Raw genomic sequence first — 22,361 nt, 5'->3', positions numbered from 1 at the left:
GAAGACGGTCTACACACGATGGCAAACGGTTGGGCATCGCGTGTCGAATTATCCGCTTTCCTACAAATTGTCGTGGCTGCCGCGTTTTCTGAAGCCGTCGCTAGGCGGCGACAGAAACGGTTTCGCGGCGGCAGCAGCGACGCTGATGGTGCCGACGCCAACGCAAACTGTGCGGCTTGCTTTCATCGGCGACCTGTCGGCGGTCGCCAATCGCCGGGTGCCGGAATGCGACCCTGCGATCGCGGCGCTGCTCGCTTCGGCCGATCTCGTGGTCGGCAATTGCGAAAGCCCGATCGTCGAGCGGCCGAGCGCGGTGGCGGGCACGCGGCTTGGCACGCATCACGCGATGAGCGAACGCTTCCTGGCGGATGCGCTGGCAGACGTCGGCATTGTCCGTGACAGGCTCGTGCTGTCGCTCGCCAACAATCATATCCTCGACCAGGGCGTTGCCGGCTTCGACGAGACGGTCGCGGCGCTGAAGCGGCTCGGCATCCGCACCATCGGCACCGCGGCCGGCGGCCCGGTCCAACACCAGGCCGCCGGGCCGCTGACGATCGGCTTCGCCGCGTTCACGCTTTGGCGCAACGCTGACGAGGCCGAATTTCGGGCGCGGATTTCCATGGCGGGCGATCCGGCCGAATGGCCGCTCGGGATCCTCGCGAACATCGACTTGCTCTGCGCGGTGCCGCATTGGGACTGGGAGTTCCGGCATTTTCCGAGACCGGCGACGCGGGCGCTGGCGCGGCGGCTGGCGGGTTACGGCGTGCGGCTGATCGCCGGCCACCACGCCCATGTCGTGCAGCCGCTCGAGCGCATCGACGATGCGATCGTGGCCTACGGTCTCGGCGACTTCCTCGGCACGGCTTTTGCCAGGCAGCCATGGCCCGGCCGCATCGGTTCGATCCTGGTCGTCGACGTCCGCACGGACGCAGCCGCGCGAGGCAAGATTGCCGCTTACAAACTGCATTTCTTCATGCGCCTCGCCAAAGGCGGCCATGAGCAGCTGGTGCCGGTGGAGGCGCTGAAGGAGGAATTGTTGAAGCGGAAGGTTACCGAACGCCTGAGCGCGATCTTTTCCGGCTGACAGCCGACTGCTGACCGGGCCGACTGGCCGCGGCGAGCTTGCCGCAAAGGCAGCTGTAATGCCTTGGATGCAATTCAGCAGTCGAAGCCGTATTGGGTGCGCATGTAATCCGCTTCTTCCTTGGACATTTTCTTGAACATCACGCAGACGGTGAAGCTGCCGACCTGATGGCCGTCCCTGGTGTATCCCCAGTCGGAGATATCGTCCTTGGAGAATTCGATGTTCTGGCCGAATACCACGTTGCGGACGAGTTTAGGCTCGTTCGCCAATATGCCGACAAAGCCGGTGGCAGTCCGCTTGAAGGGGATGAGCCAGAAATGCTCCGTCGCATGTCCGTCGACCACCATGACCTTCAGCTTGAACCTGCCGGTTCCCGGCGGCGGCGCGTCGGACAAAGCCAGGAAGTCGTCCAGGCTGGATCGTGCCTTTGCAATCGCCGCCGCCATTTCGGCATCGTCCGGGGCTACCATCACCGTTTTGTCGTCACCCTGATCGGTGTCCTGCGCTCGAACAGGCAAGGGCGCGAGTGCCAGTAACAAGCTTAGTGTGGCGCGAACGGCAAAGGTCATGAAGCCCCCCAACTCCAGGTAGGCGCTCATCTTCCCGCATCGTGCCGGCATTATCAATCAGGCACTGCATTGTTCCGACGCGCCAGCGGCGGCCTTCGTCTGCAGCGTTCCGGTACCCCTATGGTTTTTGCCGGGTGTGGTCAGTCTATCCGTCACGAGCGGATGGTAACGGGAACGGAAGCGCTCTCGGTCGTCAAAGAGTCGAAAGCGCCGACCGCCGGAGAGGACAGGACATGCGAATGAAACTTGGTGCCACGGCGATGATCCCGGCAAGGATGCAGACGTGACCTTGCCCGGCGGTAAGAGGGCCAGGGTGCGGCTCGACCGCAACGACTTCGACACTTTGTCCGGCGGCAGGTTTTCCTTTGTTCATCCGAGCAGCATTTCCGTCACCAAGACGGATCTCGGCGAGAGCATCACCCAATACCTCGCTGCCTCGGCCCTCGGCACCGTCGTCGTGGTGCAGGAATACGGCAAGATGAATCCGGTGTCGCTCAATCAGCTGATGCTGCAAGAGATGACCAAGGAGTCGGTTCAGGCGGGCGGCACGCTGATACAGGAGCCGACGACCCGCAAGCTCGCCGACGGCAAGCAGTTGACCGGCATCAAAGCCACGGTGAAGACGCGTACCGACAAGGCCGATTTCGAGATCGTCGGCTTCGGTCTTGCCGATCAGGGGCTGCTGTTCATCACGCGCATCGGCGATCAGGACACCGCAACCGAGCAACCGATGATCGACAAATTCTGGCAGACGCTGAAGGTCAAACTGTAAGGCGCGCTGATATTCAAGTGCCTGGAATACCGGTTTCGTGCGCTTCCGGTGCTGGATTACAGCCCGCTCGGCACCAGTCCCGCCAGCCAGTTCGCCGATCGCTTTGCCATGTCCACCGTCGCGTTGGCCGCGCGGCCGAGATCGGTCTTGACCACGGCATAACCAGCCTTGGTGCGATAGAGCACGGCGCTGCCGCCGTCGACCGCGGCCTCGAAGGCAACAGGCCGCGCGGCTTCCGTCTCGCTCGCCGTCACCGTCGTGCCGACCGGGACGCTCGGCCGACGGCTGAGCTCGGGCGGCAATGGGGCAATGGGTTCGACGACGCGGTTCGGCGGCCTCAGCTCCGGCCTTGACGCTTTGGCTGCGAGCTCCGAAGTCGATGCCGACCCTTTGGTGCGGCAGATGCCGGAAACCAGCGGATAATTGAAATTGCGCTGATGCAGCATCTGGCTCTTCATCGCCGCTTCGCAGTCGGCAATCGTCGCCCATTTGGCGGGAGTCTCGCCGATATACTCGCAGAGCTTGGCGTCGCAGTCGCAGCCGACAATGGTCATGGCGACAAGGGCGGTCTTGATCACGGTCTTGTCCCTTTGAACTTCGTTCCCAGGCGATCAATCGCCGGGGAACAAGGCGGGATTTGGCCGCGATTGTGAATTGAGAGTGTCGGCGCGTTGCTTGGCTTGCGACTGTGGCGGGGAAGCATCAGTGGCAGATGCTGGGGAGGTGCAGGACGCTGGGAAAAGGGCCGGTGAAAGGGGCAGCCCAAAAAACAGTCGGCGCTGGGATTGCTCCCAGCGCCTCCCTGTCAGATCAGGAACCGGTTACGGCAGCAACTTCCGTAAAGTCGTCGCGCCAGGCCGGCCTTGATTTTGACGGTCCTGCCAGTCGCCACCCGAAGGCAGCGTCCGTTCCAGACCACGCCGATCTCCACCCTTGCGGGCTTTGCCGGCGCACCATCGAAGGTTTCACCCGCCTTCATGGCAGCATCGGTCCGCCGTCGGCGTTCGCACGCTTTCCGCGGCACCCGTAGGTCTCGGCATCCGTCCCTCCAGCAGGCGAACCTGCTCTCGTTCTGGGCCGTACGGGCCTCAGGAAATCCGCCTTGCGCTTCTGCCTTTCGGCCGGGGCGTTCGGTAGCCGCCTGAGATGGGTTCAATGTATGCCGGGTAAGGAATTTGCGGAATAGACGCGGACCTGTGGATAGCGGGATTATCGGGGACCGATGCGACAAGTCTCGGAATTTGCGGGCCGAACGCCTTAGACAGCCTGTCCCCATTTTCCGCGGTCCTTTCGACGATGAGCCTTGCCCCGCCAGTCGGCCCGCGTTTGAATGCCGGCAAAGTGCTGTGGCGTTGCATCAGCCGAGTCGCCTTGCGCTTCCACGCAATATGCCTCGGGGGAGATCAGGTTGAAGGTTGGGGTGGTTCTCAATCCGATAGCGGGAGGGGGCAAGCTCAAGCGGCATTGGTCCGAAGCCGCCGCATCGCTCAAGAGGCATTTCGGCGATTTCGAGCTGCGCGAGACGCAGACCAGCGGCGACGCCGAGCGATTGGCAATCGACCTCGCGGCCAGCGGGTGCGATCTGGTGATCGCGGCCGGCGGCGACGGCACCGCCAGCGAGGTGGCGGACGGGCTGCTGCAGGCAGAGCATGAGACCGGCCGGACCAGCGCGCTCGGCCTTTTGCCCTGCGGCACCGGTATCGATTTCGCCAGAGGGCTCGGCCTGCCCGACGAAATCGAGGAAGCACTGGCGCGTATCGCCGGCGCCGGCGCGCGCAAGGTCGATGCCGGCCGCGTCTGCTACATCGACGACCACGGCGCGCTCGCCAGCCGTCACTTCATCAACATCGCCAGCCTCGGCCTCTCCGGCGCCACCGATCGCGCGGTCAATGCGGACAAGCGCAAGGGCAGGGTCTCGGCCAAAGCGCTTTTCTTCTGGCGCACAGTGCTGGAATTCATCCGCTATCGCTTCCAGGAGGTCAGGATCACCATAGACGACGGCGAGCCGGTCGAGGCGCGCATGGCGCTGGTGGCGGTAGCCAACGGGAAATTCTTCGGTGGCGGCATGATGATTGCGCCGGACGCCGATCTGTCCGACGGCCAGTTCGATGTCGTCATCCTGCGCGCCGCCGGCAAGCTTGGGCTGATCCGCGACATCCGTCTCCTCTATGGCGGGCGCCACCGCAACCATCCGGCGATCACCATCCTGCGCGGTCGCAAGGTGCTGGTCGAACCGCTAGGCGACGTTGAGAAGAACGGAGCGCTAGTCGACATAGACGGCGAGTCGCCAGGTCGGATTCCGGCAACTTTCGAGATATTGCCCGGCGCATTGACGCTCAGGTGTTGAATCGCCTGCCTGAAGGTTTGATTCCGCCGGTGTGATTAGGCGATTGAAATGGCTGGCTAAAGTTTTGGCGGATTACAGTTCGAGCTTGGCCGGGAAGCCTGGCGCGCGAAGCTCCGTGCCGACCGCATCCTCCAGAAGCTTGACGATCTGGGTCGACCAGGCGCCACCGCCATACTTCTGCCTGCCGACCTCGAAAATCTGGTTGACGAGTGGTGCCAGTTGCAGCGGCACGCGAAAATCCCTGGCCATGCACAACGCGAAACCGAGATCCTTCAAAGCCAGGTCCATGGTGAAGCCGATGTCGTAGGAGCCGTTCAGGATGAGCTGGCTTTCGGTCTCGTGGACGAAGCTGTTGCCGGAAGAGGCGACGATGGCGTGATAGGCCTGGGCGAGGTCGAGCCCGCCCTGGTTGGCGAGCATCAATGCCTCGCCGGCGGCGACCAGATGGATGAAGGCCAGCATGTTGGTGATGACCTTGATCACCGCCCCCGAGCCGACCGGTCCCATCAGGAACGATTTGGCGCACATTGCCTGGATCGCCGGCCGGTGGCGCTCGTAGAGCGCGGCGTCCCCTCCTACCAGCGCGGTGATCTTTCTTGCCGCCGCCAAGTGCACGCCGCCGGTGACCGGACATTCCAGCGTCTCGACACCTTTCGCCGAAGCAAGTGCGGCCAGCCGCAGGATCTCGTCGCGGCCATTGGTCGACATTTCGATCCAGGTGCCGCCGGCGGCCAGGCCGTCCAGCAATCCGTCAGAACCGGCGAGCACAGCTTCGCTCACTTTCGGCGAGGGCAGGCAGGTGATCGCATTGCCGGCGCGGGTCGCGGCATCCGCCGGGCTCGCCGCCGCCGTTGCGCCGAGCGCGACCAAACGCGCAACCGCCGCTGGGTCACGGTCGAAAACGGCAACAGCGAAGCCGTGGCGCAGCAGGCTGGCGGCAAGGTTGCCGCCGAGATGACCAAGGCCGATGAAGGCGTAGGCGAGGCGCGCCGTCACGGCATCAGCGGCGTCTGCATCATCTGCAGATGCAGGTCTTTGCCGCTATAGGGGTGCGCCTCGCAGACTTCCTCGTTGAGCTCGACACCGAGGCCTGGCTCCTTCGACGGGATGACGTTCCCATCCTGCCATTCGATCTTCTTCTTGAGCAGCGTGGCGTGAAAACCGTCCCACTGCTTCAACGATTCCAGGATGAGGAAGTTGGGCAGAGTCACCGCAAGCTGGATGTTGGCGGCGCCGACGATCGGCCCGCAATAGCAATGCGGCGCCACCTGGATGTGGTAGGCCTCGGCCATGGCGGCGATCTTCTTGGTTTCGAGAATGCCGCCGGAGCGGCCGAGATCCGGCTGCAGGATGGTCGCGGCGCGGTTCTCGATGACGCGCGCGAATTCGAATTTTGTCGTCAGCCGCTCGCCGGTGGCGATAGGAATCGAGGTGCCGCGAGCGACCTGCGCCATCACCTCGGGCATGTCCGGCGGCACCGGCTCCTCGAACCACAGCGGATCGTAGGGCTCGATTGCACGGGCCATACGAAGCGCACCGGAGGCGGTGAACTGGCCATGGGTTCCGAACAGGATGTCCGCCCTGGTGCCTACCGCCTCGCGGATCGCCTTGATCATGCGCGCCGAGAGGTCGATGTCGATCAGGCGCGGCTGATGGCCGTCATAGGCCGTGTAAGGCCCGGCCGGGTCGAGCTTGACGGCGTTAAATCCCTGCTCGACATATTCCAGAGCGCAGGCCGCGGCCATGTCGGGATCGTTGTAGACGTTCTGGCCGCGGGCGTCTTCCGAATGGACGCTGCCGGTGTGCGGATAGAGATAGGTGTAGGAGCGCAGCGTCTCGTGCACCTGGCCGCCGAGCAGCTTGTAGGCCGGCTTGCCGGCCTCCTTGCCGATGATGTCCCAGCAGGCCATTTCGAGTGCCGAAAAGCAGCCCATCCCGGAAACGTCGGGACGCTGGGTGAAGCCGGAGGAATAGACGCGGCGGAAGATGTTCTCGATATCGTGCGGATCGCGGCCGATGAGGTAGCGCTCGGCCATATCCTCGATCATCTTGGCAGTGACATGCGCCGAGAAGGTGGCGTTGTAGGCCTCGCCATAGCCGACCACGCCGCCATCGGTGGTGAGCTTGACGAAGATGAAATACTTGCCGCCGATGCCGGGCGGCGGGTTGCCGACAACCCAGGTCTTGACGTCGGTGACTTTCATTTCTGATCCTCCAGAACCCGCTCGGCGCCTTTCCATCCGGTGAGGATTGCGGCGGCGTTGGTGTTGCCCGTGATGTTGTCGGGAAAGATCGATGCGTCGATCACACGCAAGCCCTCGAGCCCATGCACCCGAAGCCGGGGATCGACGACGGCGCGCGAAGCGTCCGGACCCATGCGACAGGTCGAGACGGGATGGTAGACGGTGCCCGAGCGCTTCCTGAAATCCTGAATCAGATCGGCATCGGAAGTAATTGATGGACCAGGCAAAACTTCTTCCTCGATGATCTCGGCCATTGCCGGCATCGAGGCGATTTTGCGCACGAACTTCACCGCCGCCAGCATCTCGTCGACATCGGCGTTGGTCGAATAGGCGTTCGCCGTGATCTTCGGATAGTCGCGCGGATCCTTCGAGCGGATCATGATCTCGCCGCGACTCGACGGCCGGCAATTGGAAAGTCCGATGGAGAAGCCCGGCCACGGATCGGGCGTCAGGATCGGGCGCTCGCCGCTCTTGGGGATGACGGTGGAGAAGGCCTGGAAATAGAGCTGCATGTTCGGCCGCGCCATCGACGGGTCGGTGCGGAAGAAGCCGCCGGCATTGTTCATCGACAACGACAGCGGACCGGAACGCAGCAGGATGTACTGCATGCCCACCAGCAGCTTGCCCCACCATGGCCGCAGGATCTGGTTCAGCGTCGGCAGCTTGCCCTTGAAGGTGTAGTTGATGCCGACATGGTCTTGCAGGTTGGCCCCGACATTGTCGTTGGCGTGGACGACCGGGATGCCGAGATCGCCGAGCAGCGCCGACGGGCCCACACCGGAGAGCTGCAGCAGTTGCGGCGAGTTGACCGAGCCGCCGGAGAGGATCACCTCGCGGCCCGCGCGGACCCTCTTGGTTTCGCCGTTTTGCTGGTACTCGACGCCGACGGCGCGCTTGCCCTCGAACAGGATTTTCGTCGCCAGCGCGTTGGTCTCGACGCGCACATTGTTGCGCTTCATCGCCGGGCGCAGGAACGCGCGGGCGGCGGACATGCGGCGGCCGTTCCTGGTGGTGATCTGGTAGACGCCGACGCCCTCCTGGGAGGCGCCGTTAAAATCCGGATTTAACGGCAGTCCGGCCTGCTGGGCGGCCGCCAGATAGCGCTTGGTCAGCGGATGCACCGCATTCGAGCAATCGGTGATGTGCAAGGGGCCGCCGACCCCGCGCCATTGGTCGGCGCCGGCCTCGTTGTCCTCCAACGCTTTGAAAGCGGGGAGCAGGTCGTCAAAGCTCCAGCCCGCATTGCCGGCGGCGGCCCAGGCATCGAAGTCCTCGCGCGCGCCGCGAATGAAGACCATGGCGTTGATCGAGCTCGAGCCGCCGAGCAGCTTGCCGCGCGGCCAGTGGTCGACATTGTTGCCGAGGCCGGGATCGGGATCGGCCTTGTAGTTCCAGTTGACGGCCGGATCGAAGAAGGTCTTCCCGTAGCCGAGCGGCATCTGGACATAGAAACGGCGGTCGGTTCCGCCTGCCTCCAGCACCAGTACCGAAAAGCGGCTGGAAGCCGAGAGCCTTTCCGCGACCACCGAACCGGCCGAGCCGGAGCCGACGATGATGAAATCATAAGTCTGCATGATGCGCGGGCGGGCTCCGAGATCCGGGCTTAGCCTAGACATTGCCGGCTCACGTCGTCGCCGGGGCTTCCGGCATGGCTTGTGAAAAAAGCGACCGAGCCGCGACGCGTCCTTCGCCTTCAGCAAAGCTTGCGACATCGCGATGGCGTTGGTACGGCTTCAGGAAGCAGCGGCTGGAGGATCCCTCATGGTGCAGTACGCGGACGGAAAGCCGCTCGGCGACCTGACATTGAGGACGCTCGCCATGCCGTCGGATGCCAATGCCGCCGGCGACATATTTGGCGGCTGGGTGATGGCTCAGATGGACCTGGCCTGCGGGATCCGCGCGGCCGAACGGGCCAAGGGCCGTGTGGTGACGGCGGCGGTCAAGGAGATGTCCTTCGCCAAGCCGATGAAGATCGGCGACACGCTCTGCATCTACACCCATGTCGAGCGCGTCGGCCGCACCTCGATGACGCTCAAGGTCGAGGCCTGGGCGCAGCGTTATCTCGCCGACCTGATGGAGAAGGTCACCCATGCCGATTTCGTCATGGTGGCGCTCGACGGCGACGGCAAGCCGAAGCCGATCCCAGCCGAAAGCTGACGGCGAACGATTCTCCGGCCAGGCAAATTTGTAACAACTCTTGCGCGGGACGTGCGTCCGACGACATCCGATGGTTGCTTCCGCGCCCGACGGTGCGTGCCGCTGGAGGAAAGACAATGCGTCAACACTGCTGAACGGCTGGCTCGTGGCAGCCCTTCTCGCCCTCATCTGCCTGCTCGGCATAACTGCCTATGCAGAAGTGAAAAAAGAGCTCCCACGCACCGCGTGGATGCAGGGCCCCGGGGCGGAGCAGAGTCAGGGAGCGATGTGCGCAGTCTGCTCCTTGGCGCCCCGTGGCAGTACCACGTCAAAAGCCTGAGTGCTCCTCTCAGGCGCGACCAAAGCCGTCAGGGTCGGGCGGGCATCAAGGTTGATGTGCCCTCGAATACGACAAGTCAAAAAGACACAACTGCAGACTCCTTGCGCAGTCAGCAACGCTGCGGAGCGATGCTCGCAACACGTTGCGCTTCAAGGCCTTCAGGGATGCTCGCCATCGAATTTCGCGCGCGCCGCGCGTACTCGATTGGTATTCTTTCGTGCCCATTCGCCGAGCGCGCCAACCGGCACCAGCAACTCGTGGCCGAGCTCGGTCAGCTCGTAATCGACGCGCGGCGGAATGGTCGGAAAAACCTTGCGCGTGACAAAGCCGTCCCGCTCCAGGCCGCGCAAGGTGATGGTCAGCATTTTCTGTGAGATGCCGCCGACGGCCGTGCGCAATTCATTGAAGCGCATCGGTCCGCCGCCCAGCTTGCCGACCACCAAAACGGTCCATTTGTCGCCGACCCGTTGCAGGATTTCCGATACGGCCCGGCAGTCCTCAGTGTTGTACGGGTGCCTCGGTAACAAAAATGTGCCTCCTTGCGCGCCACTTTGTCAGTATCACATATAGCGCCGGTATCCAAACGATACCGAAATTCCCCCGCAAGGAGAGCCCGCTTATGTCCAAACCCAAAATCGCCATTGTCGTCGGTTCGACGCGCGCCGCCCGCTTCGCCGACGTCCCGACGCAGTGGATCGCCAAGATTGCCAAGACGCATGCCGATATCGACGTCGAAGTCGTTGATTTGCGCGACTGGCCGCTGCCGTTCTTCGATGAGGTCGCATCCTCCGCCTGGGCGCCGTCGCAGAACGAGGTGGCGCAGCGCTGGCAGAAGAAGGTCGCCGAGTTCGACGGCTTCATCTTCACCGCGGCCGAATACAATCACGCGCCGACCGCCGTCTTGAAGAACGCCATCGATTACGCCGCCAATGAATGGAACAAGAAGCCGGCTGGTTTCGTCGGCTATGGCAGCGTCGGCGGCGCGCGCGCCGTCGAGCAGCTTCGCCTGATCGCCGTCGAGCTACAAATGGCGCCGGTCAAGTCGGCAGTGCACATCGCCTGGGGCGATTTCCTTGCGGTCCGCCAGGGCGACAAGAAGCTGGAAGAGATCGAACATCTGAACCAGGCGGCGGCGGCGCTCATCAATGACGTTGCCTGGTGGGCGAAGGTGCTGAAGGCGGCGCGCGCCGCCGACGCGATCGCCAGTGAAGCCCAGGCGGCTTAAGCCGCTTCATCCTCCCAAAATATCATCTACGGGCGGCGCTTGCGCCGCCCCTTTTATTTGCGGAAGCCTCGGTCGTTCGACAGAGGATCGCTCAAGGATTTCGCTCTGCTGCCGCTTTTATGTCAGGCATACTGGAGAAAGTCGGATTTCAATTGGGCATCCTTCGGGCGCAACCTTAGGCGTTCGCGTGAAGTTTGAAACGCCGATCGTCGTAGAAATCCAGATATCCCGAATGGACGGGATCCGCGAGACGGCGGGATTTCATGTAAGCCTGCGCCAGGACATGCGGACCGCCTTCAATGGGCTCAACCTCGATCGGGACGCGCAGGTTGCCGGGCTTGCCAACGGATTCGATCCGGTCAAGCCCGGCCAGGGCGCGGTCGTCGACCGCGTAGAGCTCGCCCCTGACGTGGAAGCCGAGACCCGGTTCATTGAACATCATCGGAGCGAAGCGAGGTCCGGCAATCAGCATCGGGAAACGCTCACGGGTCCTGCAGGCACCGATGCACGCGGCCCCGGACAAACCCGCCTTGTGAAGAGGAAACCCTCTCTTCAAGGTTCCGAACACGAAGAGGTTGACGAGCATTCTCCGGAACGCCGGCCGAAGCTGGAAGTTCATCCGTTTTCGCCATGTTCAGGACAGGTGCAAATCCGCATGACTCAAGAATTCCCGATTATCCTGTCTGCGGACGAAGCCGCGAAAGCCGAGGCCGCCGCGGCGCTCTACCGCTATAACGTCGCCATCACAGGGACGGACGACCGCATTCCCATAGGCGCCGTATTGTGTGATGGCTCGGGCAAAGCTTTGGGCGGCCTATGGGGAAGGACCGAACTCGGCCTTCTGTTCTTGGACATGTTTTTCGTGCCCGCGCATTTACGCGGTCTGTCTTACGGCGCCCGGTTGCTTGCCGCCGTCGAAGAAGAGGCAAAGGCGCGGGGCTGCAGACGCGCCGTCGTGGAGACCAGCAGCTTTCAGGCGCCTGGATTCTACATCCGCCACGCTTATGTGGAATTCGGCCGCGTTCCGTTCGGGTTCGATGGGCAGGTCCGCGTCTTTCTTCGCAAGGAATTGGCCTGAATCGACGTTGGGAAAACCCGGCAGATCCAGGCTCGCTATCGGCGCGCCATCGGACGGTGGCCGTCGGGCAGGCGGGTGGCGATCAGCTTGTCGATACGCCGGCCGTCGAGGTCGACCACCTCGAAGCGCCAGCCTTGCGCGTCCACGCATTCGCCGGTAGCGGGAAGGTGGTGCAGATGCGACAGCACATAGCCGGCCACCGTCTCGTAGTCGCGGTTCTCCGGCAAGTCGATGCCCAGCACCTCGGCCATCTCGTCAGCCTGCATGTAGCCGGCAAGCAGCCATGAGCCGTCCTCGCGTTTGACCGCGTTCTCTTCCTCGCCGGCGTCGAGGTCCGAGCGGAAGACGCCGGTGATCGCTTCCAGGATGTCGGCCGGCGTGACGATGCCTTCGAAATGGCCGTATTCGTCATGGACGAGCGCCATGGGCACGTCCGATTCCCGCAGCCTTTGCAGCACGTCGAGCGCGTCGGCCTGATCATGGACGATTGGCGCGGTGCGCACATGCTGGCGCGGATCCAACACTCTGCCGGCAAGAAGGGCGGCCAGCACGTCGCGCGTCTGGATGACCCCTATCATGGCATCGACATTGCCGTCGCCCGCAGGCAGGCGCGAATGCTGGCTCTCCATCAGAAGCCGCTTGATGGCCCCCTCGTCGGATTGCAGGTTGATCCAGTCGACCTCGGTGCGCGGCGTCATCACGGCGCGCACGGCGCGGTCGCCAAGGCGCATGACGCCGGCGATCATGCGGCGCTCGTCGGATTCGATGGTGCCGTGATGCTCGGCCTCGGCGACCAGCATCTTGATCTCCTCGTCCGTGACCTTCTCTTCCGCCTCGCCGGCCTGGCCGAGCAACCACAAAACCGCGCGGCCGGAAATGTCGAGCAGAAAGACGAGCGGCGCCGATACCTTGGCGAGAATGGTCATCGCCGGTGCGGCGCGGACTGCGACGCGCTCAGGATCCCTGAGCGCGATCTGCTTCGGCACGAGCTCGCCGACGATCAGCGAGGCGTAGGTGATGACCGCGACGACAATGCCGACGCCGATGGGGTCGGCGATGTTCTCGCGGATGCCGGTCGAGGCCAAGTATTGAGCCAGTCGCTCGCCGAGCGTGGCACCGGAAAAGGCGCCGGAAAGGACGCCGACCAGGGTGATTCCGATCTGCACCGAGGACAGAAACTTGCCGGGGTTGGAGCCGAGGGCCAGCGCGCGGCCGGCACCCCTGACATTGCGGTCGATCATCGCCTTGAGGCGGGCCGGGCGCGACGAGACGATAGCCAGCTCCGACATGGCCAAAAGGCCGTTCACCAGGATGAGGGCGGCCACAACGGCGATTTCGACGTATAGCATGCGGCGTCAATAGCATTGCTGCGGTGCATTCGAAAATAGCGGGTTGGGCGTTTTTCGAATTGCGCCGTTTGCCGCTTCGAGAATGCCGGATGCGCTAGGGCAATCGCTTCAACACGCCAACCACCGCCATACCGTCGGTGAAATAGGGATCGCCGCCGCCGTTCCTGCCGTTTTTCGTCGCGCCGATCCCCGGGATCTCGTCGGTCGATATCAGCATGCCTGCGGTGCTGAGGTCGCCGATCAGCAAGTTGCGCTCGGCGTCGATGTCCGGGCCGATATGATGGGTGATGGCACCGGTGTCGTGGCTCAGGCCGACGCCGCGGTCGAAGCTGGCAGCGCCCAGCCAGAGCGGGCGGCCGTCGTCGCCGACGGTATTTGTCTGCCAGAAGCGGACGTGGTGGCGCCGGTCGGCGCTGTCGCCGACGGGCTTTTCGAAAGCGAGGTCCTGGGCGCGGCCTTCAAACAGCAGGCGGCTGATCGGCGCATCGGGATAGGGTCGGGAGAACAGGACGCTCTCGCCGATGTCGATCGCTGTCCTGAGCGTGACGGCGTCGGCCGTGTCCCAGCCGGCCACGGCAAAAGCGTGGACCACCTCCTTCTCGGTGCCGACAAGTCCAACATTGATCGGGTCGCCGGGAATGCCCTGCGGCGTATGCGTCACCATCTCGAAGCGCTGCGTGCGGAAGCCGCGCTCCCGCCAGGTCCAGAATTCCGGCGCGGCAAGGTAGGCAAAGCCAAGATAGAAAGCACAGAAAGCCGCCAGCCAGATCGCCGCGCGTCGCCTAAGGCTTCGCTCACCCACGAGAGACCACTCCCAAGCCTGTGCCCGGCCCACTCTATGCGGTGTTGGGCCGGTTGGGCAGTAGGCCGAAGGTCAGCGGCAGGCGCGGTAGCCGTTCCTGCGATTCTTGACGTCGAAGTGAAAGTGGTTGCGGTGGTCGTAATTGTAGCCCGGGCCGAGGACCGTGTTGAAATATTGGCAGCCGTCGGCGCGAACATTGTTGAGGAAGCCGCGGGTGCGGAACGCAAACAGGCCAGGCTTGCGAACGTCGATGTCGTTGCCATTGTTGAGCTCGATGCTCATGACGTCGAGCGCATTGCCCTTGCCGTGCTCCGACAAGACGCCCTCGCCGGCGATCTTGCGGCAGGAATAGCTCGAGCCCTGGTGGATCGCCCTGACGCCGGAGAAATAGCGCCAGCGGGCTGCCGGCACGAGCTCGTTCCTGGTCCAGGCGGCGAAGGTCGCGGCCATGTTGCAGGTCAGTGTCGCTGCCGGTTTCATCTCGACGCTGCCGATGGCTGAAACTTTCACCGGGAAGTCGATGCCGCACTGGCCTTCGTGGATAGGCTGGATGTCCTGGTAAACGACGCCAAGCCGTTTCAATTCATTGCGGCAGTCGATCTCGCCGGCCGGCATCTGCTCGGGCGAAGACAAGGGCTCATCCATGCGCGGATAGGCTGCCTGGGTCAGGTAGGGATCGGACGGAACAAGCCTCTGCATGCCGGAATATTGCGGAGCCTCGGGCATGGCGGAGGTCTGGCTGCCGACGTCGACGGCCGGCTGCAGCGAAAAGACATCGCCGGTGGTGCAGGCCGAGACCGCTGTGATTGCGAGCCCCGTTGTCATTCTGACGGCAACGGAGCGCGCACGAGTGCTTAGTCGCGCCAAGGCGAGGCTGGCGCCAAATATTGCGGCCATCGAAAGGCATCCTGTCCCCGGATGGCACAAGTCTAGTCGGCAAGAGTAAAGGAAAGATCAGCGCCGGCATTCACGCCTGGGGCCGAATTGCGGCATCTGTTCTTCGCACCCACTCATTGGCAGAACGTTCCGCCATTCCGTCTCGGTTCGAGGTCGAAGTGGAAGTGCAGCGCATGGTCCGGATCGCTGCCTGGGCCGAGCACCGTCTTGAACGGCCCGCAGGCGGCCTTGCGGATCGTGTTCAGGAAGTTTGCATCTTTTTCGGGCGGCACCGGGCCGACCTCGATCGTCCTGCCGTCGGACAGTGTGAAGGATGCAATGTCCAGTGCATTGCCGAAGGCGTGCTCCGAAAGCTTTCCACCACCGTTGCGCGGGCGGCAAACAAAGGCGGAGGCCTGGCCGATCGATTTGAGATCGGCGCCAAATTCGGCCTTCGCGGCGGGTTGGATGACTTCGACGGCAAATCGTGCCGCAGCCTCCGCCATTTGGCAGTTGAGTTCGGCTCCGGCGCCTATACTGATCGATTTTCCTAATGTTTTCATGACGATGGGATAGGGAATGGAGCAGCCGATCTCGGCGTCGTGCTCGGCCTTGTGCTCCTCGAATTCGACGCCGAGCGTCTTGAGGCGCTCACGGCAGGCAACCTCCTCCGCCGGCATCTTGTCGGCTGGCAGCTCAGCGGAGCGCGGATCGGGCAGTATTTTGTTGTCGTGGGTATCAGCCGGCTTTTCAGGTGGCTTCGGTGCGGCAGCGGGCGGCTTCGGTTCCGCGATGTCGGGTCGTTGCGTCGGAATCGGCACCGCAGACGGCGCCTCAGGTTCGCCTTCCGTGTCGGTTGACGGCTCGGTGGCCGAAGGCTCGGGATGCTGCCGCTTTCCCTCACGAGACTTTTCCTGATTGATCGGGTCAGATGCTTCAGCGTCCTTTGGACCGGCAGCCTTCTGCTCTTCCAGCGTTGCGGTGCCGGCCTTTTGCGCTTCCGCGGGCCGTGGTTCTGGCACCAGAGCATCGGCGGGCAAGATCGGCTGGTCCTGCGTTTGCTGTTGCGCCAGCTTTGGCGCGACTTGCTGCTTGCCGCGGGGTCTCACGCGGTCCTTGCTCCTCGGCCGCAGTGGTTGATCCGCCCGCTGCGTCAACGGCTGCTCCATGCGCGGTGTCAGCGGTTGCCTGTGACGATGCTTGGCATCGGCCGGCGTGACCAGCAAAATCCCCGCCGCCAAAGGCAGCGCCAGTCTGCAAAATCCGGAAAAGCTCAGCCTCGCCATCGGCCGGAAACGGGCCCGGCATCGCAAGGTTGCCTTGGACGCTGCGGCGCTGCGATCAAAATCGGTTACCGGTTCGTTACGCGCCGATCGCCTCCAGGCCCTCCTCCAGCCAATCGGCGAGCTGCGGCAGTCCGAGCAGGTACTTTGCGGTGCGCTTGTTGGCTCGCTCGCGCGCGGCCGCCACCGCGTCGACCCATTCGGAAGCTTCGTAGTCGCCGCGGCCCACCCAGGCCAACGCTACGAGCTCGGCCGCTTCATCGACGTTGAGGTCGTTGATCAGCTCGCGGAACTCCTCCTCGGTGAGGTCTTCCGATGCCTCCTCGACAAGGCCGTCGTGATGGTGATTGTCGTGCCTGTCGCCATCGAACTCGACCTCGTGCTCGGCGCCGTCGTCGTAGTCCTCGTTGACGGCGGCGCTCAGCGCCTTGGCCTTCAGGATGAACAGTCGCACGGTATCCGGGTCGATGGAAAGCTCCCATTCCTTCTCGAGGCGCTGCTGCACTGGCCTTTCTCCTCGTCGTGCGCTCGACTGATGATAGCGGATTTGCGGCCCGCGTCACATCCGTTCGCAGAGGCGATGCGCTCCCCGACCTCCAAATAGTTTGGCTTTTGACAGGTTTTCGGGATGAAACCGCATCGAAGCGGCGTTAATCTGCCGTTGTCACGCTCAAGGAGGCTCCGATGCGCAGACGTTTGCTTGTTCAGGTCTTGGCTGCTGCCGTTAGCCTGCCGCTGTTCGCGGCGCCTGCATTCACCGCCGGCGAGGGCGGCGGTGGCGGTGGCAGCGGCGGCCAGACCACCACCCAATGCAAGAAGGGTCAGGTCTGGGACAAGAAGAAGAAGAAATGCGTTGTGCCGCAGTACGGCATGCTGGATGACGACAGCATCTACGAGGCAGGCCACGATCTGGCGATGGCCGGGCGCTACGACGAGGCGATCTCGGTGCTGACGCTCGCCGCCAACAAGCAGGATCCGCGCATTCTCAACTATCTCGGCTATTCGCATCGCCATTCCGGCCGTGTCACGGTCGGCCTCGGCTATTACGAGGAAGCGCTGCGCATCGACCCCGACTACACGCTGGTGCGCGAATATCTCGGCGAGGCCCATCTGCAAATCGGCGATCTTGCCGGCGCGCAGGAGCAGCTCAAGGAAATCGAGAAGCGGACCGGCAAAGGCTCGCGCGAATACGGCATGTTGTCAGAGCAGATCGAACGTTTCCTGAGGAGCTGATTCTTCTCAGATGCTTTTCGAAGCCGGCTGCGAGCAATCGCAGCCGGTTTTTGCTGGCGGCATTGCGGATTTAGCGCCGGATGGCCTTGCGAAAGCGGTGGTGATTTTACTGAACTTCATTTTTGAGCGTGAAAATCGCGCGGAGATCGCTATATTCAGGGAAATTGTGGTGAAACGGTTCCGTTAGCCCGAGGCTGCCGGACCGTTTTCTTTTTGTACCCAACGACAAGGCTATTCCCGAAAAGCGGGGGTAGTGGCAGGAAAGGTCAGGCATCATGATCAAGGTCCCGATGACAGGCGAGGGGTTCGCGTCATTGAAGGAAGAACTGCGCTGGCGCCAGCAGGAAGAGCGTCCACGCATCATCGAGGCGATCTCCGAAGCGCGCTCGCATGGCGACCTGTCCGAGAATGCCGAGTACCATGCGGCTAAAGAGTCGCAGAGCCATAATGAGGGCCGTATCAACGAGCTCGAGGACCTGATCGCGCGCGCCGAGGTGATCGACGTCTCGAAGCTCAGCGGCGACAAGGTGAAGTTCGGCGCCACGGTCGTGCTGGTCGACGAGGACACCGAGGAAAAGAAGACCTATCAGATCGTCGGCGACCAGGAAGCGGACGTGAAGTCCGGCCGTATCTCGATCTCGTCGCCGATCGCGCGCGCGTTGATCGGCAAAGAAGTCGGCGATGCCATCGAGGTCAACGCCCCGGGCGGCGCACGGGGTTACGAGATCGTCCAGGTGCAATTTATTTGAGGCCTAGACTGGCGTTTCCGATCTGAGCGCCAGCAGCCGCTCCGCTTCAGCCATCACTTCGGCCGGCGTAACTTTGCCGCCGGCGGGCGCCAGCAGTGTCGATGAATAGGGCCCGCGCGGGCCGGTCAGGCCGGGCTCCGTCGCCAGGAATATGGCGACGGTCGGCAGGCCGAAAGCGCTGGCGAGATGGGTGAGGCCGGTGTCGGCGCCGATGACGAGCGTCGACCGGCCGAGGATCGCGGCGACATCCGCTAGCGGCGATTTCGGAACCAGCACCGTTTCCGGCACGGCGCCGGCGACCGCCTCGGCAACACACTTCTCCGCTTCGTTCGACCAGGTGACGATCGGTGTAAATTGCTGCGACACCAATCGGCGCGCAGTCTCGACCCAGTCTTCGACCGGCCATTTCTTGTCTTCGCGGCTGGTGCCGTGCAGCAGGAAAGCCGTTTTGCCTTCGACGCCGGAAAGTCCGCCTGCCGGCGGCACTATGCCGGAGCTGAGCGTCGAGAGGTCTGCCTGATACCCCAGCGCCAGGCCGAACAGGCGTCTGGTGCGCTCGATGGCGTGCAACTCGCGCCGCACGGCGTATTTGCGCTCGTAGAGCAGCGTCGCCGAGGGCTCGCGGGCGCTGGAGCGGTCGAAGCCGGCGATCGGCGCGCCGGATTGCCTGGCGACCGCGGCCGATTTCAACAGCCCCTGTGCATCGATAACCAGGTCATAGCGGCGCGAGCGAAGCGCACGTCGCAGGCCGGCCATCTCGCGCCATGTGCCGCCGCCGAACGGCTTCTTGCGCCAGCGCCGGATCGCCACCTTGTGGATGGTTCCGATCGCCGGATGCAAGGCGACGACGGCGGCAAAGGCCTCTTCCACGCACCAGTCGAAGCTTATGTCCGGGCGATTGCGGAGCGCGTCCTCGACGGCCGGGAAGGTGTGGATGACATCGCCCATCGATGATGTCTTGACGATCAGAACCCTCATGCGGCCGCAGGAATTTCAAGCAACCGGTCGGCGGCGGCGGCGACCCGCGCGACATCGAGCGTCTTAAGGCAGTTGAGATGGCCGAGCGGGCAGACCTTGCTGTGGCAGGGCGAGCAGGAGAGGTGCAGCCAGATCAGTTCCGAACGATCGGTCAGCGGCGGCGTGTTTTCGGGCGAGGTCGAGCCATAGACGGCGATGATTGGCGTGTCGACGGCGGCGGCCACATGCATAAGCCCGCTGTCGTTCGAGACGGCTAGCTTCGCCGCGGCGATCAGGTCGATGGCATCCTCCAGCTTCGTCCTGCCGGCAAGGTCGACGGCGCCCGGCGCAAGCCTCGCGATCTCGCCGGTAACCTCAGCGTCGTTCTTCGAGCCGAGCAAGGCGACGCCCAGGCCTTTTGCCATCATCCCGCGGGCTAGCTCGGCATAGTATTCGCTCGGCCAGCGCTTTGCCGGACCGAACTCGGCGCCCGGCAACAGGGCGACGAATTCTTTTGCGCTGAGCCCGAACCGCGCCAGCAGATCGGCCTGATTGGCCATATCGACGGTGAGCTTCGGCGGGCGAAAGGTGCCGCCGCGCGCCAGGCCGAAATAGGCCTGAGCCGTGCGCCGCTTCACCGCATCGGGCAGCGGAACGATGTCGGTCAGCAGGCCGTAGCGCATTTCCCTCAGATGGCCGACGCGGCGCGGAATCCGGGCGAAGAACGGGATCAGCGCCGATTTCCAACTCCCCGGCAGCACATAGGCCATGTCGTAGCGGCCGCGCAGCAGGCGGCCGAAGCGCCTGCGGCTGCGGAATTCGAGCGTGCCGGGCATCAGTGGAAAGTCGATCTGGGAGCGTATTTCGGGCATGCGTTTGACCAGGGGCGCTGCCCAAGACGGCGCGAGCACGTCGATCGCGGCATTCGGATGCTTTTCCTTCAGCGCCGTAAACAGGCACTGGGCCATGACCATGTCGCCCACCCAGCGTGGGCCGATCACGAGGATCGTTGGGCTTTCAGCCATTGGACATAGTCTCTGACGCCGGTTTCGACGGTGCGGAATTGGCCATTGTAGCCGGCCGCGCGTAAGCGGGACATATCCGCCTCGGTAAAACTCTGGTAGCTGCCCTTCAGGTGTTCGGGGAAGGGAATGAACTCGATCTCACCCTTGCCGAGCGTGTCGATCACCGTCTCGGCGATGGCGCGGAACGGCTGGGCGCGGCCGGTGCCGCAATTGAAGATGCCGCTTGAGCCGCGCTTCCATAGCCATAGATTGACGTCGGCGACGTCGCCGACATGGATGAAGTCGCGGCTCTGCTCGCCGGGGCCGAACCCGCCATAGGCGCCGAACAGCTTCGGGTTCTGGCCCTGCTCGACCTGGTTGAACAAATGGAAGGCGACCGAGGCCATGGCGCCCTTATGCGCCTCGCGCGGCCCGTAGACGTTGAAATAGCGCAGGCCGGCGACCTGCGAGTGATCGGTGTCGAAGACATTGCGGCGGACATAGTCGTCGAACAGCTTCTTAGAATAGGCGTAAACGTTGAGTGGCCGTTCGAATTCGGGCTCTTCGCGAAACTCGCTGCCGCCGCCATAGACCGAAGCCGAGGAGGCATAGAGGAAGGGCACGCGCAGTGCCAGGCAGGCGTGCAGCAGGCGCTTCGAATAAGCGTAGTTCACGTCCATCATGAACTTGCCGTTCCATTCGGTGGTGGTCGAGCAGGCGCCCTGATGGAAGACGGCGTCGATGCGGCCCAGCCTGCCATCCTCGAGCCGGGCCGGAAGCTCGTCCTTGTCGAGATAGTCGGCAATGCGGAGATCGGCCAGATTGGCGATCTTGTGGCCGTCGGTCAGATCGTCGACGACCAAGATATCGTCATGCCCTTCGGCATTCAGCGCGGCGACGATGTTGGAGCCGATCATGCCGGCGCCGCCCGTGACGATGATCATCCTTGTGAGCCTTGTTTCGTTGCCGATTCCGGCCCTTATAGGGGAGGCGCGAGAGAGTGTCGATAAAAGGTCGCCGGTTGCGGAGCGTCGGCTACGACGAATGTAGGGATGGATCGGCAGAACGGCTCGCGAGATAAGCTCTGGCGCGCCGAACGATATGTCTTCAGTCGAAGCAAGCTATGGTGCCTTTGAGGGCCGTGGCATGAGCCGTCGGTGTGCGTTCTTGCCGTTGGTATTAGCCATGACATCCGATTTAAAGCCCGGCCTTCACCACCTTCAAACCCTGCGGGTCGACGACTCCCTGACGGTTCCGGCCATGGCAACGGCCTTTGCGGGTTTCGGCGACATGCCGCCGGTTTTCGCCACCGCCTTCATGGTCGGCTTCATCGAATGGGCATGCGTCGAGGCATTGCGTCCGTTCCTGAGCAGCCATGAGAGAACCGTCGGCACCCATGTCGACGTCAGCCATGTCGCCGCGACGCCCGTCGGCATGACTGTCACCGCCGATGTCGAGCTTGTCGCGGTGCAGGGGCGAAAGCTGCGCTTCAAAGTATCGTGCAGCGACGAGAATGGATTGATCGGCGAAGGTTTCCACGAGCGCGCGGTCATCGACCATGACAAGTTCATGGCGCGTGTTCTTGCCAAATCAGGGCAGACCGGTTCGTCGCCACAGTGAGGCCGCAAAGCTCCCGCTTCAGTCGGCTCCTATCGTGAGGGATCAAGATGCCGTCGACCGAACTGCTTATCGCCTTTTTCGTCACCACGGCTATCTTCGCCTACATTCCCGGACCGGCCATGCTCTATGCCGCCGCGCAGACCATGGCGCGCGGGCGTTGGTCGGGGCTGACGGCGGCGCTCGGCATCCATCTCGGCGGCTATGTCCATGTCCTTGCCGCCGCAACCGGGCTGTCGGTGTTGTTCCACGCCGTGCCGCCGCTTTACATGGCCGTCAAACTTGTCGGCGCGCTGTACCTGATCTGGCTCGGTGTTTCGCTGTTCCGCGCCAAGATCCAGGGAAACGGAACGCTTCCTGCCATAGAGCGAAAATCGGCGCGTCGCGCCTTTTTCGAAAGCATCGCGGTCGAGGTGCTCAATCCCAAGACAGCCATCTTCTTCATGGCGTTCCTGCCGCAGTTCATCGATGCCTCGGCGACCTTTCCGGTTTGGCTGCAGTTCGTGGTGCTGGGAACCGTCGTCAACCTGATGTTCTCGTCGGCTGACATCGTTTGCGTCTTTCTCGCCGGCGCGATGATTGCGCGGCTGCGGCGCTCCGGTCGCGCGCAGCGCCTTATGCAGCGCGCAGGTGGCGCCGTGCTTGTCGGTCTCGGCGTCCATGTCGCCTTGCAGAAGAGCTGATCCGTCCGGCGCCT

At 63.3% G+C, this 22,361-nt stretch carries 26 protein-coding genes; 11 read left to right on the top strand and 15 right to left on the bottom strand.

Annotated elements, in window-relative coordinates:
• Positions 1–40 precede the first annotated feature (40 nt).
• Entirely contained in the window at positions 41–1,084 is a 1,044-nt protein-coding gene (locus tag P9228_RS11870; protein WP_278053559.1) for a CapA family protein, read from the top strand.
• 74 nt (positions 1,085–1,158) lie between these two features.
• Here P9228_RS11870 and P9228_RS11865 read toward each other — a convergent pair whose 3' ends face one another.
• Positions 1,159–1,683 carry a DUF2314 domain-containing protein gene (locus P9228_RS11865; RefSeq protein WP_347404279.1) on the bottom strand — a complete coding sequence of 175 codons (525 nt, stop codon included), beginning with the start codon at positions 1,681–1,683 and terminating at the stop codon, positions 1,159–1,161.
• A 253-nt stretch (positions 1,684–1,936) separates the two neighbouring features.
• Between P9228_RS11865 and P9228_RS11860 the strand changes: the two genes are divergently transcribed.
• Positions 1,937–2,425 carry a hypothetical protein gene (locus P9228_RS11860; RefSeq protein ID WP_245457075.1) on the top strand — a complete coding sequence of 163 codons (489 nt, stop codon included), beginning with the start codon at positions 1,937–1,939 and terminating at the stop codon, positions 2,423–2,425.
• A gap of 56 nt (positions 2,426–2,481) precedes the next feature.
• Here the strand turns inward: P9228_RS11860 and P9228_RS11855 are convergent, their stop codons facing one another.
• The gene (locus tag P9228_RS11855) at positions 2,482–3,003 is read right to left on the bottom strand and encodes a hypothetical protein (protein WP_095826559.1); all 522 of its coding nucleotides are present in this window, start codon (positions 3,001–3,003) and stop codon (positions 2,482–2,484) included.
• Between the two features lie 830 nt (positions 3,004–3,833).
• Here P9228_RS11855 and P9228_RS11850 point away from each other — a divergent pair.
• Entirely contained in the window at positions 3,834–4,772 is a 939-nt protein-coding gene (locus P9228_RS11850; protein ID WP_066994447.1) for a diacylglycerol kinase family protein, read from the top strand.
• A gap of 72 nt (positions 4,773–4,844) precedes the next feature.
• Here P9228_RS11850 and P9228_RS11845 read toward each other — a convergent pair whose 3' ends face one another.
• From P9228_RS11845 to P9228_RS11835, 3 genes are read right to left on the bottom strand one after another with little or no spacing between them, the layout of a single operon-like run.
• Positions 4,845–5,768, bottom strand: coding sequence for an NAD(P)-dependent oxidoreductase (locus P9228_RS11845; RefSeq protein WP_278053556.1), 924 nt, complete (start codon positions 5,766–5,768; stop codon positions 4,845–4,847).
• Positions 5,765–6,976, bottom strand: coding sequence for a mandelate racemase/muconate lactonizing enzyme family protein (locus tag P9228_RS11840; RefSeq protein WP_278053554.1), 1,212 nt, complete (start codon positions 6,974–6,976; stop codon positions 5,765–5,767). The genes P9228_RS11845 and P9228_RS11840 overlap by 4 nt, the downstream gene beginning before the upstream one ends.
• Positions 6,973–8,589: a GMC family oxidoreductase N-terminal domain-containing protein gene (locus P9228_RS11835; RefSeq protein ID WP_278053552.1), complete on the bottom strand. Its 1,617-nt coding sequence runs from the start codon at positions 8,587–8,589 to the stop codon at positions 6,973–6,975. Before P9228_RS11835 ends, P9228_RS11840 begins: the two co-directional genes overlap by 4 nt.
• Before the next feature lie 187 nt (positions 8,590–8,776).
• Between P9228_RS11835 and P9228_RS11830 the strand changes: the two genes are divergently transcribed.
• On the top strand, positions 8,777–9,172 hold the full coding sequence (locus tag P9228_RS11830; protein WP_278053551.1) for an acyl-CoA thioesterase: 396 nt from the start codon (positions 8,777–8,779) through the stop codon (positions 9,170–9,172).
• Positions 9,173–9,649: 477 nt separating this feature from the next.
• On the opposite strand, the gene P9228_RS11825 is transcribed toward P9228_RS11830, so the two are convergent.
• Entirely contained in the window at positions 9,650–10,018 is a 369-nt protein-coding gene (locus P9228_RS11825) for a helix-turn-helix domain-containing protein (RefSeq protein ID WP_066994462.1), read from the bottom strand.
• Positions 10,019–10,110: 92 nt separating this feature from the next.
• Between P9228_RS11825 and P9228_RS11820 the strand changes: the two genes are divergently transcribed.
• Positions 10,111–10,716 (top strand): NADPH-dependent FMN reductase, encoded by a 606-nt coding sequence (locus P9228_RS11820; RefSeq protein WP_067326641.1) that lies wholly within the window; start codon positions 10,111–10,113, stop codon positions 10,714–10,716.
• Between the two features lie 175 nt (positions 10,717–10,891).
• Here P9228_RS11820 and P9228_RS11815 read toward each other — a convergent pair whose 3' ends face one another.
• Complete coding sequence (locus P9228_RS11815; protein ID WP_066994922.1) at positions 10,892–11,302, bottom strand: gamma-glutamylcyclotransferase family protein; 411 nt, start codon at positions 11,300–11,302, stop codon at positions 10,892–10,894.
• A gap of 69 nt (positions 11,303–11,371) precedes the next feature.
• On the opposite strand from P9228_RS11815, the gene P9228_RS11810 reads away from it, so the two are divergent.
• Entirely contained in the window at positions 11,372–11,794 is a 423-nt protein-coding gene (locus P9228_RS11810; protein WP_278054059.1) for a GNAT family N-acetyltransferase, read from the top strand.
• 35 nt (positions 11,795–11,829) lie between these two features.
• On the opposite strand, the gene P9228_RS11805 is transcribed toward P9228_RS11810, so the two are convergent.
• The 5 genes from P9228_RS11805 to P9228_RS11785 form a co-directional block, all read right to left on the bottom strand.
• Positions 11,830–13,143 (bottom strand): hemolysin family protein, encoded by a 1,314-nt coding sequence (locus tag P9228_RS11805; RefSeq protein ID WP_278053549.1) that lies wholly within the window; start codon positions 13,141–13,143, stop codon positions 11,830–11,832.
• Positions 13,144–13,237: 94 nt separating this feature from the next.
• On the bottom strand, positions 13,238–13,945 hold the full coding sequence (locus P9228_RS11800) for an LssY C-terminal domain-containing protein (RefSeq protein ID WP_278053547.1): 708 nt from the start codon (positions 13,943–13,945) through the stop codon (positions 13,238–13,240).
• 72 nt (positions 13,946–14,017) lie between these two features.
• Complete coding sequence (locus tag P9228_RS11795; protein ID WP_245299594.1) at positions 14,018–14,770, bottom strand: extensin family protein; 753 nt, start codon at positions 14,768–14,770, stop codon at positions 14,018–14,020.
• Between the two features lie 185 nt (positions 14,771–14,955).
• Positions 14,956–15,990, bottom strand: a complete 1,035-nt coding sequence (locus P9228_RS11790) for an extensin family protein (protein WP_278054058.1) — start codon at positions 15,988–15,990, stop codon at positions 14,956–14,958.
• 193 nt (positions 15,991–16,183) lie between these two features.
• Complete coding sequence (locus P9228_RS11785) at positions 16,184–16,609, bottom strand: DUF3775 domain-containing protein (RefSeq protein WP_067326696.1); 426 nt, start codon at positions 16,607–16,609, stop codon at positions 16,184–16,186.
• A 179-nt stretch (positions 16,610–16,788) separates the two neighbouring features.
• Between P9228_RS11785 and P9228_RS11780 the strand changes: the two genes are divergently transcribed.
• The 3 genes from P9228_RS11780 to greA all read left to right on the top strand — a co-directional run bounded on the left by P9228_RS11780 (position 16,789) and on the right by greA (position 18,086).
• Positions 16,789–17,337 carry a tetratricopeptide repeat protein gene (locus P9228_RS11780; RefSeq protein ID WP_067326693.1) on the top strand — a complete coding sequence of 183 codons (549 nt, stop codon included), beginning with the start codon at positions 16,789–16,791 and terminating at the stop codon, positions 17,335–17,337.
• A gap of 10 nt (positions 17,338–17,347) precedes the next feature.
• Positions 17,348–17,524, top strand: a complete 177-nt coding sequence (locus P9228_RS11775; protein ID WP_156751100.1) for a hypothetical protein — start codon at positions 17,348–17,350, stop codon at positions 17,522–17,524.
• Between the two features lie 88 nt (positions 17,525–17,612).
• Positions 17,613–18,086, top strand: coding sequence for a transcription elongation factor GreA (gene greA / locus P9228_RS11770; RefSeq protein ID WP_027168132.1), 474 nt, complete (start codon positions 17,613–17,615; stop codon positions 18,084–18,086).
• 3 nt (positions 18,087–18,089) lie between these two features.
• Here the strand turns inward: greA and waaC are convergent, their stop codons facing one another.
• The 3 genes from waaC to rfaD are packed head-to-tail and all read right to left on the bottom strand — an operon-like array spanning position 18,090 to position 20,991.
• Positions 18,090–19,064, bottom strand: coding sequence for a lipopolysaccharide heptosyltransferase I (waaC, locus tag P9228_RS11765; protein ID WP_278053543.1), 975 nt, complete (start codon positions 19,062–19,064; stop codon positions 18,090–18,092).
• Positions 19,061–20,068 carry a lipopolysaccharide heptosyltransferase II gene (gene waaF, locus P9228_RS11760; protein ID WP_278053542.1) on the bottom strand — a complete coding sequence of 336 codons (1,008 nt, stop codon included), beginning with the start codon at positions 20,066–20,068 and terminating at the stop codon, positions 19,061–19,063. Before waaF ends, waaC begins: the two co-directional genes overlap by 4 nt.
• Positions 20,041–20,991, bottom strand: coding sequence for an ADP-glyceromanno-heptose 6-epimerase (gene rfaD, locus P9228_RS11755; RefSeq protein WP_278053541.1), 951 nt, complete (start codon positions 20,989–20,991; stop codon positions 20,041–20,043). Before rfaD ends, waaF begins: the two co-directional genes overlap by 28 nt.
• Positions 20,992–21,148: 157 nt before the next feature.
• Between rfaD and P9228_RS11750 the strand changes: the two genes are divergently transcribed.
• Together P9228_RS11750 and P9228_RS11745 are read left to right on the top strand one after the other, a co-directional pair.
• On the top strand, positions 21,149–21,667 hold the full coding sequence (locus P9228_RS11750; RefSeq protein WP_278053539.1) for a thioesterase family protein: 519 nt from the start codon (positions 21,149–21,151) through the stop codon (positions 21,665–21,667).
• A gap of 47 nt (positions 21,668–21,714) precedes the next feature.
• The gene (locus tag P9228_RS11745) at positions 21,715–22,347 is read left to right on the top strand and encodes a LysE family translocator (protein WP_278053537.1); all 633 of its coding nucleotides are present in this window, start codon (positions 21,715–21,717) and stop codon (positions 22,345–22,347) included.
• Positions 22,348–22,361 lie beyond the last annotated feature (14 nt).

The sequence above is a fragment of the Mesorhizobium sp. WSM4898 genome (assembly GCF_029625845.1).
GTDB lineage: Bacteria > Pseudomonadota > Alphaproteobacteria > Rhizobiales > Rhizobiaceae > Mesorhizobium.
Note: the sequence above shows the minus strand (reverse complement) of the source record. Positions and strands in the feature narration are given on the sequence as shown.